Here is a 12,928-nt window from a genome sequence, read left to right on the forward strand (position 1 = left end):
GCGATGGCACAGATCAGGGTCGAAGCGCTCGACAAAGCCTTCGGGACGTTTCATGCGGTGAAGGCCGCCAGCTTCACGGTGGAAGACGGCCAGTTCCTCTGCCTGCTCGGGCCTTCCGGCTGCGGCAAGACGACAACACTGCGCATGATCGCGGGGCTGGAATTGCCGACGGCCGGCACCATCAGGCTCGGCGGCGAGGATGTTACGATGAATCGCGCCTCGGCGCGCGATATCGCCTTCGTGTTCCAGCTGTTTGCGCTCTATCCGCACATGAATGTCCGACGCAATATCGGCTTTCCCCTGAAATGCGAGGGCATCGGAGCGGCGGAGCGCGACCGGCGGGTGGTGGAGGCCGCGCGTATTCTGCGTATCTCCCATCTCCTCGACCGGTCGGTGTCGGGCCTTGCAGGCGGCGACCGGCAGCGCGTCGCGCTCGGGCGGGCGATCGTCCGCAAGCCGAAATGCTTCCTGATGGACGAGCCGCTCGGCGCACTCGATACCGAGATGCGCGAGGCAATGATCCATGAATTGCGCGCGCTGCATGACCGGCTCGGCGCGACGACCGTGTATGTCACGCATGATCAGCTCGAGGCCATGGCGATGGCCGACATGATCGCGGTGATGAATAATGGCGTCGTCGAGCAGGTCGCGAGCCCGCGCGATATCTACGACCGGCCTGCTTCGCTCTTCGTCGCGGACTTCATCGGTTCACCGCCTATGAATTTCCTGCCGTTCCACGGTAGCCTGCAAACCGGCGCGCAGGCGGTCTGGCTCGGCGAGCGTGAAGTCGCAATTCCCGTTGCACGCGAGGCGCTGGCGGAAAGCGATCTCGTCCTCGGGGTCCGGCCGGAGCATGTGCGGTTCACCGATCGCGGCATGGTGCGGGGAGAGGTTTATGGGTCGGAATATCTCGGCACGACGCAGATCGTGACCGTTACGACGCGTTACGGCGCACTCAAGGCCCGTTCGCCCAGCAGCATATACTTTCGGACTGGAGAAAGTGTCGGGCTCGACTTCCGGCCCGATACGCTCTCGATCTTCGACAAGGCGTCGGGCCGGGCCATCCGCACTGCGTTGTATGAAGGAGGTGCGCATGGCTGAAGTCGAGATCAGGGCGGTCTCCAAGGCGTTCGGCCGGACGCGGGCGGTCGTCGACCTGTCCCTCTCTGTTGGAGACGGCGAATTCGTTGCGTTGCTGGGGCCGACGGGCGCCGGCAAGACGACGACGCTGCGTCTTGTCGCCGGACTGGAGACGCCAGACAGCGGTTCGATCCGGATCGGTGGACGTGATGTGACCGGCGATGCGCCGGCCGATCGCGACGTCGCCTTCGTCTTCCAGCAATATTCCTTGTATCCGCATCTTAGCGTGTTCGAGAACATGGCCTTTGCGTTACGTGCGCCGATCCGCCGCGTACCCGAGGCCGAGATTCGCGCGAAGGTGCAGGAGGTCGCGCGTCTTCTCCACATCGAAACCAAGCTGCACAACAAGGCGACGCAGTTGTCGGGCGGGCAGATGCAGCGCGTCGCGATCGGCCGGGCCTTGGTGCGCTCGCCCTCGATCTATCTGATGGACGAGCCACTCTCTTCGCTGGACGCCAAGCTGCGCGGCGAAATGCGCCTCGAACTCAAGCGCATCCAGACCGATCTCGGCGCCACCATCCTCTATGTCACCCATGATCAGACGGAAGCGATGACCATGGCTTCGCGCATCGGCGTGATCGAGGCCGGCCGGTTGATGCAGATCGGTACCCCGCGCGAGATTTACGAGAATCCGATCAACGCCCATGTCGCCGCGCGGCTTGGCCAGCCGATGATCAACCTGCTGCCGGCTGCTCTATTTGCCGGCATTCCGCCCGGCGCCAAGACCATCGGCGCGCGTACCGAGCACCTGATGATCGCACGCAGCGGCGGAGACGTGTCGGCAACCGTCACGCGAGTCGAACATCTCGGCGACCAGAGCCATCTCCACCTCGACCTCGGCGGCCAGCCGGTCGTGACGTTGGCCGACCCCGAGGCGAGGTTGGGCGCGGGGGACATCGTATCGCTCCGGCTCAACAAGCCACTGTTATTCGATGCGGCCGGCGCGAGGGTGGCGGCATGAGTCTCGATCGGGTTGCCAGGGAAAAGCTGGTGCGGGCGTTGGCGGATTCGGTGATCCAACACGCCGACGAATTGACCAGCCTCGATCAGGCGATCGGCGACGGCGATCACGGGCTGAACATGAAGCGCGGCTTCGAGGCCGTGCTCGCGACACTGCCCGGCCTTGCTGACAAATCGCTGCCGGAAATGCTGAAGGCGATCGGAATGACGTTGGTCATGAAGGTCGGCGGCGCTTCCGGGCCGCTGGTTGGTACTTTCTTCATGGAACTAGGTAAGGCGCTTCCGGAGCAGTCGATCCGAGCGGATCTCGTCGCGGCGACGGCGAAGGCGATTGATGCCGTCAAAGCGCGTGGGCGCTCGGAGGCGGGGCAGAAAACCTTGCTGGATGTGCTGGTGCCGGTGCAGGTCGTGTTGGCGGGGGGCGGCGATGCCAAGGCGATAGCTGCGGAAGCGGCGCAAGCGGCCGATCGCACCACGCCCATGCTTGCGATCCGCGGCCGTGCGTCCTTTCTCGGCGAACGTTCTATCGGTCATATGGACCCTGGTTCGCGTTCGGCGTCCCTTTTGATCGGCGCGGCAGTCAAGGTACTGGAATTCGAGGCAAGTTCATGAACAGTTCAAATTCCGGCAATGTCGGGATCGTTATCGTTTCACATTCGCCCAAGATCGCCGAAGGCGCGGCGGATATGGTGCGCCAGATGGTAGGCAGCGCCGTGCCGCTCGCCTGGACAGGCGGCGACATCGATGGAGGGCTCGGCACGAATGTTGCCGGAATCCTCGAGGCGATCGAGACGGCCTGGTCGCCGGCAGGCGTGGCGGTGCTGGTTGATCTTGGCGGGGCGGAGACAAATTCCGAGATGGCCGTGGAAATGCTGCCTGAAGATCGACGGGCGCGCGTCGTCGTCTGCAATGCCCCGGTGGTCGAGGGAGCTGTGATCGCTGCAACCGAGTCTTCGGGTGGCTCGCCGCTTGCCGCCGTCAAGCGTAGCGCGGAGGAATTCTATGCATGATGCTCACGCCAGCCGGCCGGGCGAAACGCCGGTGCCGCTGACAGCCTCGGCGGTTCTCGTCAACAAGGTCGGACTTCACGCGCGGCCGTCGGTCAAGCTCACGCAGTGCGCGAAGGGTTTTGCAGCGAAGATCGAGCTTGCCCTCGCGGCGGGCGGGCCCTGGACGGACGCAAAGAGCCCGGTGAAGGTGATGCGCGTGAAGGCGCCGCAGGGCGCAACGCTGCATTTCCGCGTTACCGGGCCCGATAGCAAGGCAGCGCTCGCTGCCGTACTGGCGCTTGTGCACGATGGTTTCGGCGAGGACTGATCGCGGTGGCAGAGATCCATCTCATCGGCCGTGCTGCCTCGCCGGGCCTCGCGATCGGACCGGTCACCATGCTGACTGCGGCTGTGGCCAGGCGAACGGCGAGCGACGATCCCGCGCAGGAGGCGGCGGCACTGCGGGCGGCGATTGAAGGCGCGAGGGCGGAGATCGCCGAGCAGATCAAGACAATTCAGGGCGAGGTAGCCGACATTCTGGAATTCCAAGTCGCCATGCTTGATGATGATGCGCTGGCGGATCCGGCATATGGGGTCATCTCGGAGGGGATCGCTGCCGACCACGCCTGGCGCTTGGCACTCGACGTGGAAATAGCTGGCTATCGCGCTGCTGAAGATGAATATTTCCGTGCCCGGGCGGCCGATATCGTCGACATCCGCGACCGCGTGCTCGCGCATCTGAGCGGCGTGGATACGGTTGCCAGAATTACCGGTGGCTCGATCGTGGCGGCTGACGACATCACGCCTTCCACTTTTCTTGCCGCTGACTGGTCGCGCGGTGGCGCCATCGCGCTGGCTGCGGGCTCACCTTCCTCGCATGTTGCGATGTTGGCGCGGGCGCGCGGGGCGCCCATGGTCGTTGGGCTCGGCCCACTGTCGTGGAACGGACAGCTACCGGCGTTGGCGCTCGTCGACGGCGATGCCGGCACCGTGATCTTCGATCCCGAGCCGGAAACGCGCCGCCTGTTCGAGCACCGCATGGCGGTTGCGAATGCTGCGCAAGCCGCCGTCGATGCCGGCCGCCTCGAGTCGGCACGCACGGCCGACGGCCGGCGGATCGCGGTCCTTCTCAATATTGCCGCGCCCGAAGATCTCGCTGGCCTCGATCCTGCAATCTGCGACGGCATCGGCCTCGTGCGTACGGAATTTCTGTTCGAGGCGTCTCAAGGCCTGCCGGACGAGGATGCGCAATATGCAGTCTATCGGCGCATTCTCGACTGGGCCGAGGGAAGACCGGTGACGATCCGCACCCTCGATGCCGGCGGCGACAAGCCGATCGCCGGCTTGACGATCGATAACGAGCGCAATCCGTTCCTCGGCCTGCGCGGCATCCGTCTCTCGCTCGCGCGGCCGGAAGTGTTTCGGGTGCAACTGCGGGCACTGTGCCGTGCGGCTGTGCACGGGGCGCTGAAGGTGATGCTGCCGATGATCGCGGTCCCTTCGGAGCTCGACCGTGCCAGTGCCCTGCTGGATGCGGAGTTCACGGCGCTCAGGGCGGAAGGGATCGCCTGCGCCCGACCGCCGCTCGGCATCATGGTCGAGGTCCCGGCGGCGGCGCTTCGCGCCGAGGATTTCGGCGCGGCGTTCTATTCCATCGGCTCGAACGACCTGACCCAGTACACGATGGCGGCAGCGCGCGACATCGGTGCCGTCGCGGACCTCAACGATACCGGCAATCCGGCGGTGCTGGCGTTGATCTCCCAGACCGTCGAGGCCGGACGAAAGCGTGGCGTGGAGGTCTCGCTCTGCGGTGACGCCGCGGCCGATACCCGCCTGACGACGGCGTTGATCACCACAGGGTTGACAATTCTCTCGGTGTCGCCGATTGCCGTCGCGCGGCTCAAGGCCGCAATCGCAAAGGTGCGTTCATGACGGACGAAGCAGGCGAGGATACCCGCGCGCCTGGTGACAGCAACGTGGCGGATTACAAGGCCATCCTGCGACGGGTCCTCGACAATCGGCCCTCGGGGACGCGGCTGAAGCTGGCGGCGGCGCTGGGCAAGAATCGCTCCTTCGTGACCCAGATCACCAATCCGGCGTATCTGGTGCCGATTCCGGCGAAGCATGTCGCGATCATCTTCGAAGTCTGCCATCTGTCCGGCGCCGAGCGCGCGGCATTCCTCCAAGCCTATGGACGCGCGCATCCCGGCCGGCTGCGTGCACCCCACCGCGAAGCGCACACCCGCACCGTCTCGGTGACCGTACCCGACCTCGGCGATGACAAGAAGAACCGCGCGCTCGAACAGCTGATCGTGGATTTCGCCGCGCAACTCGCGCGCTATGCCGAAAGTGTGGGTTGAGCCATTGATTTGAACTTTAGACGAGACGGGAGGACGTTCATGAAAAAGCTGATCAACAGCACCGATACGATACTCGAAGAAAGTCTGGACGGTTTCGCGGCAGCCCATGCGGATATCCTGCTTCTTGGTGCCGAGCGCAAATTCGTCCGGCGCCGCACGTTGAAGCCAGGCAAGGTCGCGCTGATTTCGGGCGGCGGCTCGGGACATGAGCCGCTGCATGCGGGCTTTGTCGGCCTCGGCATGCTCGATGCCGCTTGCCCCGGTCAAGTCTTCACCTCGCCGACGCCAGACCAGATGATCGAGGCCGCGGAGGCCGTCGACACGGGCGCAGGCGTGCTCTTCATCGTCAAGAACTACGAAGGTGATGTGATGAATTTCACCATGGCCGCCGAGATGGCCGGGCGGGAAGTTGCAAGTGTGGTGACCAACGACGACGTGGCGGTGGAGAAATCGACCTACACGACCGGTCGTCGCGGGGTAGCGGGGACGCTGATCGTGGAGAAGATGGTCGGCGCCGCGGCCGAGACGGGAATGCCGCTTGCCGCTCTCACGGCGCTCGGCGAAGAGGTCAACCGGCGCACCCGCTCGATGGGGGTGGCGCTGTTGCCATGCACCGTGCCGGCGGCAGGGCGGCCAAATTTCGCATTGGCCGACAATGAAATGGAAATGGGCGTCGGCATTCATGGCGAGCCCGGCCGGCGCAGGGTGCCGCTGGCGTCCGCCGATGCGATTGCCGCCGAGCTGCTCGATGCGATCCTGAAGGATCTTGCGCCCGGCAAGGGGAGTGAAGTGCTGCTTCTCGTCAACGGGTTTGGCGCGACGCCTCTGATCGAACTCTATCTGATGGTCAATGCCGCAAAGCGGATTCTTGACAGCGCGGGGGTGGCAGTGGCGCGCTTCCTGACCGGTTCCTACGTCACATCCCTCGACATGGCCGGTGTCTCGATCACCGTATCTCTGCTCGATAGCAAGTCGACGAAATTATGGGATGCCCCGGTGCGGACCGCAGCTCTGCGTTGGGGTGTCTGATCTCAGCTCGCGGCTTTAATTTTGGTTACAAACAAAGACCTAATCGACTTCGCGCCGCCGAACCCAGCCCTTCTAAGGGAGGCTCGTCCGGCTCGATCGATCGGGCATCCACGCCGCCAAGGTAGCGTGGTTGATCGAAGGCGATGGGAAGCATGAGTCGACAAACGACCCAATCGGAGGATCCGCTCATAGCCCAAAAAGGGACGTCGGGCTGTTGATGCATTATCTGAATAGCTCCCGCTGGCTGGATCTAGCTCAAACTTCCTGGCTTGCCGACCTAGGCAAGATCGTCGAGATGCAGCGCGATCAAATCGGAAAAGATTCGAGCTGCTCAAAAGGCCGGGAGCGTCGGATCGGAGCGCCGCGGTCAATTGAGCGTTCCACGTCAAGTGCCCACTCTTCGGCATCACGCCGCCGGACGAAGGTGTTTGCGACGTACTCGTTCTTCCTCCTGACTTGAACGCGCCAACTTCCCGATTTGAGCTTCGTAAAGGTCGGCATTGCGTGTGCACTTCACCCCGATTTCGTGTGCGCGACGTGTGCACCGCGAGATCAAATGCGGTACAAGCGTGTGCAATTTTGGCTAGTTTGGAGTGCACACACAGCGCACACGTTCTTAATCTAGTCCCTTGAAAAAATAGAGCAACGTATTGAAGTATCAAGATTATCTCTTTTCTGTGGCCCCCATGATGGATTGGACCGACCGGCATTGCCGGGTGTTTCACCGTCATCTGAGCCGTCGGGCGCTGCTCTATACTGAGATGCTGACCACCGGTGCCGTCATTCACGGCGACCGGGAGCGGTTGCTCGGGTTCGACGCGCTCGAGCACCCGGTTGCGCTCCAGCTTGGCGGCTCGGATCCACGCCAGCTCGCACAGGCCGCGCGGATCGGGCAGCACTTCGGCTATGACGAGATCAATCTCAATGTCGGCTGCCCGTCGGATCGCGTGAAGGATGGCCGCTTCGGCGCCTGCCTGATGGCGGAGCCGCAGCTCGTGGCGGCGTGTGTCGAAGCGATGAAGCGCGCGGTCGCCATTCCCGTCACGGTGAAATGCCGCATCGGCATCGACGACCAGGATCCGGAACCGGCACTCGATGCACTCGCGCGCGCGGTGGTCGCGTCCGGCTGCGACGCACTGATCGTACACGCTCGCAAGGCCTGGTTGGACGGTCTGTCGCCGAAGCAAAACCGCGACATCCCGCCGCTCGACTACGACCGCGTCTACCGGCTCAAGCACGCGATGCCGGATGTGACGGTCATCATCAATGGCGGCATCGGTGGCGTCGACGAGGCGAGGGCGCATCTTTCCCATGTCGACGGCGTGATGCTCGGACGCGCTGCGTATCAGGAGCCGTGGCGGCTGCTCGCGGTCGATCCCGACGTCTTCGGCGAGGCGGCGCCGCATGCGACCATGCAGGACGCGCTCGAGGCGATGATGCCCTACATCGAGGAGCAGCTCGCGCGCGGAACGCGGCTGCATGCCATCACACGGCATTTCGTCGGCGCGTTCCACGCCGTGCCCGGCGCGCGCGCCTTCCGCCGCCATCTCGCCGAGCAAGGGACGAAGCCGGGCGCGGGCACAGGCGTGCTTCGCGATGCGATCGCACGCGTCGGTGCGCGTGCGCCAGCGGAGGCGGCTGCCTAGCGGCAGGCTCTTGTGGCCCGTTTTGCGCCTAGTCGACCGCCGTGCGTGAGCGGCGATGGCTGCCCTGAAGCTCCGGATAGCCGGTGAGCATCAGCTTGTCCGAGCGCACGCCCCAGCTCTCCAGGCGATCGAGGAAGCTCATGCCGAGCAGGTTGGTCTTCATCTGTCCGCGCTGCACGACCAGCGCCGGCACCGATTTCTCGACGAGATGGCCGACGGCGAGACGGTCGAGCGTGAGCCTCGCTGCCTTGGTGTGTCCGCCCGCAGTATCGAGGTCGACGTCATACTCGAGCATCTCCAGCGGCAGCCCGATCGCTTTCGCGGTTTCCCAGGTCAGCACGACCGAGGTCGCGCCGGTATCGATCACCATCGGTGCGACAACGCCGTTGATCTTGGCGCGCAGCGCGAACTCGCCGGCCTGGCCGCGCTGAATCTGCACCGCGGGGGCGGGCGATGCAGCCTGCCCGCGGAACATGTGCGAGACCCTGTGGCTGGCGCGCGCAATCTGGTCGGAATCGCCATAGGCGACGACGGCACCGGCGAGCATGACGAGAACGAGCAGGAAGCGAATCATCGCACGGCTCCACGCGCGCGCACGCTGGTCAGGCGCGCTTCGACAATCCCGCGATCGGCTGCAATCCGGCTTCCGTCATCCGTGCCGGCAGCATCGCCATCACTGCGAGCCGCTCCGCACCCTCCATGGCGTGCCAGCGCGCGATCTCCGGCAGCGTGCGGCCGCAGCCGAAGCACAGCTTGGTTTTGGGGTCGATCATGCAGACGGCGACGCACGGCGTGTCTTTGCTCATTTCGGCATAGTGAGGGATCGTCGGGCATTTCTGCAAGCATCTGTTTAGGAGCCCGTGCCAGCGCTCATGATTGGCTTGTGGCGCGGCCGGCGCTTCTCGTCGGGTATCGCGGAACTCTCCGGTTGCAGCGGCGGCGCATCCTCCGACAGCGGCGCCAGCGCGCTCATCACGCGTTCCGGCGGGAAGGTAACGATCACCTCGGTGCCGATGCGCAGCTTCGATTTCAGTGTGAACGTGCCGCCATGCAGGTCGATCAGGTTTTTTGCGATGGGCAGGCCGAGGCCCGCGCCCTGCTCGGCCGATTTGATCGAGTTGGAGCCCTGGCCGAAGGAGGCGAGCACGACGGGGATCTCATCTTCGGGGATTCCGGAGCCGGTATCTTTCACGGAAAGATATTGTCCGCCCGACGCGGTCCAGCCGGCCTTGAGCCAGATCTCGCCGCCCTGCGGGGTGAACTTGATCGAGTTGGACAGCAGATTGAGCACGACCTGACGGATTGCGCGCTCGTCGGCCCACAGGCGCGGCATGCCCTGCTCGAACACCTCGTGGATGGTGATGCCGCGGCTGGAGGCGCGCAGCTTCATCAGATGATGGCAGTCGGCGACGATGCCGACCAGCGACACTGCCTCCTCATTCAGCTCGTAGCGACCGGCCTCGATCCGCGACAAATCCAGGATCTCGTTGATGAGGTTGAGCAGATGCACGCCGGAATTATGGATGTCCCCCGAGTACTCCTTGTAGACGGGCACCGCATGCGCACCAAAGATCTCGCTCTTCATCACCTCGGAAAAGCCGAGGATCGCGTTCAGCGGCGTGCGCAGCTCGTGGCTCATCTGTGCCAGGAAGCGCGACTTGGCGACGTTGGCGGCTTCGGCACGGTGACGTGCCTCGTCCGAGATCGCCTTGGCCTGTTCGAGCTCGCCGATGAGTGCGTCCTTCTCGGCGCGCGCCTCCAGCGTGGCGAAGGTCGAAGAGTGCAGCTGGCGCGCCAGCAACACGAAATAGCCTTCGGCCGAGAGCGCTAGCGCCGCCAGGATGTAGTTGTCCAGCGAGCCGGTCATTGCAAAGCTGAGCGCCATCGCAACCGCGACCGGCGCGGTGGCGGCAAGGGCTGCGATCGGCAAATTGGCCGCCAGCATGCTCGATACTGCGATCACCAGCAGCATCAGGAACATCATCAGCGTTTCCGTGACCATGTCGAGCACGGGATGGATCAGGATCGCCATCCAGCACAGGCCATAGAGCAGGTCGAGCACGACGAAGCGCGTCCGCCATACGCGCGTCGCTGTGGGCGATGACGTCTCGCTCAGGAAGCGCCGGCAGCTGCGGGTCATCGCGATGTGGATGCAGAGCATGCCTGCGGTCCAAGCCGCGGCCGGGATCGGCTGCATCCACAGCCCGAACAGCACGCCGGTCGCCACCACCAGCAGCATCACGACATAGGAGGCCGACAGTCTTGTCTGGGCATATTGACGGAGCAGCTCGGCATCGAAGGCAGGCCGGGTTCCGCTGGTCGACGTTAACTTGTCGCGCGCCTCGCGCACCCGCTGCGCCGCCGCCCGGCGACTGCTCGCCGATGGCGCGCTCACCGGCTCGGCCGGAAGCTGCACGACCTCGGGCTTTTCAGCGGCTTTACTCATCGAACAACAACAATTCCTGCCCGCGCGAGACGGGCTTTCTGCATTGTCTATCTCTGGCAAGAAATCCTTAAGAGGTGACTTAAGGAGCTAAAGAATTACGTTAACCGGGCGTTAATTTGCATCCGGTCCACTCCGCTCACTGTAGCAGCGCTTGCTGCGCCACGTAGACCACGGCCCCCGCCAGATATCCGGCGAGCGCCGGAACTGCGATGCGGCGGGCGTACCAGAGGAACTCGATTCGCTCGAGCCCCATAGCGGCAACGCCAGCGGCCGAACCGATGATCAGGATCGATCCGCCGGTCCCCGCGCAATAGGCGATGAACTCCCAGAGGAAGCTGTCGGGCGGATAATGCGCGAGGTCGTACATGCCCATGGTCGCGGCGACCAAGGGCACGTTGTCGATGACGGCGCTGAGAAGGCCGAGCACGACGACGATGATATCCTGGCGGCCGATGGTCGCATCCAGCCATCTGGCCAGCATGGACAGCAGGCCGGCATGTTCGAGGCAGGCGACGGCGAGCAGGATACCGAGGAAGAACACGATCGAGCCCATGTCGATCCGCGTCAGCGCGTTGGCGAGCGACAGGGGACTGCGCACGTGCTCGTCCTTGTCGCGATGAACGATCTCGCCCACCAGCCACACGAGACCGAGCCCGAACAGGACGCCCATGAAGGGCGGCAGATGCGTGACCGTCTTGAAGACGGGCACCGCGATCAGCACGCCGAGCCCGAGATAGAACATCACGTTCCGCTCGAACGGAGCGACCCTCTGCAATCCGTCGTCCTTCATCGGCGGCGCGATGGTCTTGCCCCTGAGCGAAAAGCTGACGAATGCGAGCGGCACCAGCAGGTTGAGCAGCGACGGCAGGAACACGGCGCTCATGATGTTGAGCGGGCTGATCTGGCCGCCGATCCACAGCATGGTCGTGGTGACGTCGCCGATCACGGTCCATGCGCCGCCGGCATTGGCGGCGATGACGATGAGGGAGGCGAACAGCAGGCGGTCCTCATGCCGGGCGATCAGCCGCTGGATCAGCGAGATCATGACGATGGTGGTCGTCAGATTGTCGAGGATTGCGCTGAGGACGAACGACACGAATCCGACCAGCCATATCAGCTTGACCTGGCTCGTCGTGCCGATGCGGGAGGTGATGACCTCGAAGCCGTCATGGGCATCGATCACCTCGACGATCGTCATTGCGCCGATCAGGAAGAACACGATCTGCGCCGTGGAGGCGATGGACTCGTCGAGCTGACGGCCGACCAGCGCATGGTCGCCCGTCAGGATCGCGTAGACGGTCCAGAGCAGGCCAGCGCCGATCAGCGCCGAAGCGCTCTTGTTGACGCCGAGCGGATGCTCGAGCGCGATCGCCGCATAGGCCAGGACGAAGATTGCGGCGATCGCGGTCAGCAAGGCAGCTTCAATCCTTCAGATGTCAGCGTGCGAGGCGCGCGAGCAGGCTGGACGTGTCCCAGCGCTTGCCGCCCATCTTCTCGACCTCGGCATAGAACTGATCGATGAGCGCGGTCACCGGCAGGCTGGCGCCGTTGCGGCGGGCCTCGGCGATGCAGATCGAGAGATCCTTGCGCATCCATTCGACTGCGAATCCGAAATCGTACTTGTCCTCGTTCATGGTCTTGTAGCGGTTCTCCATCTGCCAGGACTGCGCCGCGCCCTTGGAGATGGTGTCGATTACGGCGGCGACGTCGAGGCCGGACTTCTTGGCGAAGTGGATGCCTTCGGACAGGCCCTGGACGAGGCCGGCGATGCAGATCTGGTTGACCATCTTGGTGAGCTGGCCGGAGCCGGCGGGGCCCAAAAGCTTGCACATCCGTGCATAGGCGGCGATCACCGGCTCGGCGCCGGCATAGGCATCCGCCGCGCCGCCGCACATCACCGTCAGCACACCGTTCTCGGCGCCGGCCTGGCCGCCGGAGACCGGCGCGTCGATGAACTTGAAACCGGTCTTGGTCGCGGCCGCATCGAGCTCACGGGCGATCTCGGCCGAGGCGGTGGTGTGATCGACGAAGGTTGCGCCCTTCTTCATGCCGGCAAACGCGCCGTCGGCGGCGATCGTGACTGCGCGCAAATCATTGTCGTTGCCGACGCAGCACATCACGAAATCCTGGCCTTCGGCCGCGGCCTTCGGGGTCGCTGCGGTCTCGCCGCCGAACTTGTTCGCCCATTCCTTCGCCTTGGCCGCGGTGCGGTTGTAGACGGTGACCTCATGGCCCCCTTTTTTCACGAGGTGTCCGGCCATGGGGAAGCCCATGACGCCGAGACCGAGGAAAGCGACTTTAGCCATGTGTGGTACCTTATCGGTAGTTTGGGTTTTACGGTTGTTGCCGGGCGAGGGG

At 64.3% G+C, this 12,928-nt stretch carries 14 protein-coding genes; 9 read left to right on the forward strand and 5 right to left on the reverse strand.

Going from position 1 to position 12,928, the window contains the following annotated elements; genetic code table 11:
- Positions 1 to 3: 3 nt before the first annotated feature.
- From GWG65_RS21375 to dusA, 9 genes are all read left to right on the forward strand, one after another.
- The gene (locus tag GWG65_RS21375) at positions 4 to 1,101 is read left to right on the forward strand and encodes an ABC transporter ATP-binding protein (protein ID WP_275197533.1); all 1,098 of its coding nucleotides are present in this window, start codon (positions 4 to 6) and stop codon (positions 1,099 to 1,101) included.
- Positions 1,094 to 2,101: an ABC transporter ATP-binding protein gene (locus tag GWG65_RS21380; protein ID WP_275197534.1), complete on the forward strand. Its 1,008-nt coding sequence runs from the start codon at positions 1,094 to 1,096 to the stop codon at positions 2,099 to 2,101. The genes GWG65_RS21375 and GWG65_RS21380 overlap by 8 nt, the downstream gene beginning before the upstream one ends.
- Entirely contained in the window at positions 2,098 to 2,712 is a 615-nt protein-coding gene (gene dhaL, locus GWG65_RS21385; protein WP_275197535.1) for a dihydroxyacetone kinase subunit DhaL, read from the forward strand. The genes GWG65_RS21380 and dhaL overlap by 4 nt, the downstream gene beginning before the upstream one ends.
- Complete coding sequence (gene dhaM / locus GWG65_RS21390) at positions 2,709 to 3,110, forward strand: dihydroxyacetone kinase phosphoryl donor subunit DhaM (RefSeq protein ID WP_148737929.1); 402 nt, start codon at positions 2,709 to 2,711, stop codon at positions 3,108 to 3,110. The genes dhaL and dhaM overlap by 4 nt, the downstream gene beginning before the upstream one ends.
- Positions 3,103 to 3,417, forward strand: a complete 315-nt coding sequence (locus GWG65_RS21395; RefSeq protein WP_275197536.1) for an HPr family phosphocarrier protein — start codon at positions 3,103 to 3,105, stop codon at positions 3,415 to 3,417. The genes dhaM and GWG65_RS21395 overlap by 8 nt, the downstream gene beginning before the upstream one ends.
- A gap of 5 nt (positions 3,418 to 3,422) precedes the next feature.
- Positions 3,423 to 5,021, forward strand: coding sequence for a phosphoenolpyruvate--protein phosphotransferase (gene ptsP, locus GWG65_RS21400; protein ID WP_275197538.1), 1,599 nt, complete (start codon positions 3,423 to 3,425; stop codon positions 5,019 to 5,021).
- Complete coding sequence (locus GWG65_RS21405; RefSeq protein WP_148750856.1) at positions 5,018 to 5,449, forward strand: hypothetical protein; 432 nt, start codon at positions 5,018 to 5,020, stop codon at positions 5,447 to 5,449. Before ptsP ends, GWG65_RS21405 begins: the two co-directional genes overlap by 4 nt.
- A 39-nt stretch (positions 5,450 to 5,488) precedes the next feature.
- Positions 5,489 to 6,478, forward strand: coding sequence for a dihydroxyacetone kinase subunit DhaK (dhaK, locus tag GWG65_RS21410; protein ID WP_275197539.1), 990 nt, complete (start codon positions 5,489 to 5,491; stop codon positions 6,476 to 6,478).
- A 650-nt stretch (positions 6,479 to 7,128) separates the two neighbouring features.
- Positions 7,129 to 8,124: a tRNA dihydrouridine(20/20a) synthase DusA gene (gene dusA / locus GWG65_RS21415; RefSeq protein WP_275197540.1), complete on the forward strand. Its 996-nt coding sequence runs from the start codon at positions 7,129 to 7,131 to the stop codon at positions 8,122 to 8,124.
- Positions 8,125 to 8,152: 28 nt separating this feature from the next.
- Here dusA and GWG65_RS21420 read toward each other — a convergent pair whose 3' ends face one another.
- The 5 genes from GWG65_RS21420 to GWG65_RS21440 form a co-directional block, all read right to left on the reverse strand.
- Complete coding sequence (locus tag GWG65_RS21420) at positions 8,153 to 8,698, reverse strand: TIGR02281 family clan AA aspartic protease (RefSeq protein ID WP_275197541.1); 546 nt, start codon at positions 8,696 to 8,698, stop codon at positions 8,153 to 8,155.
- A 28-nt stretch (positions 8,699 to 8,726) separates the two neighbouring features.
- Entirely contained in the window at positions 8,727 to 8,930 is a 204-nt protein-coding gene (locus tag GWG65_RS21425) for a DUF1289 domain-containing protein (protein WP_275197542.1), read from the reverse strand.
- Positions 8,931 to 8,974: 44 nt separating this feature from the next.
- Positions 8,975 to 10,570 (reverse strand): HAMP domain-containing sensor histidine kinase, encoded by a 1,596-nt coding sequence (locus tag GWG65_RS21430; RefSeq protein ID WP_275197543.1) that lies wholly within the window; start codon positions 10,568 to 10,570, stop codon positions 8,975 to 8,977.
- Between the two features lie 136 nt (positions 10,571 to 10,706).
- Positions 10,707 to 11,984 (reverse strand): sodium:proton antiporter NhaD, encoded by a 1,278-nt coding sequence (gene nhaD, locus GWG65_RS21435; RefSeq protein WP_275197544.1) that lies wholly within the window; start codon positions 11,982 to 11,984, stop codon positions 10,707 to 10,709.
- 22 nt (positions 11,985 to 12,006) lie between these two features.
- A complete protein-coding gene (locus GWG65_RS21440) occupies positions 12,007 to 12,876 on the reverse strand; it encodes an NAD(P)-dependent oxidoreductase (RefSeq protein WP_275197545.1) in 870 nt (289 codons plus the stop codon).
- Positions 12,877 to 12,928: the final 52 nt, after the last annotated feature.

Origin of the sequence: Bradyrhizobium sp. CSA207 (assembly GCF_029051685.1) — a bacterium.
In the GTDB taxonomy this organism is placed as follows: domain Bacteria; phylum Pseudomonadota; class Alphaproteobacteria; order Rhizobiales; family Xanthobacteraceae; genus Bradyrhizobium.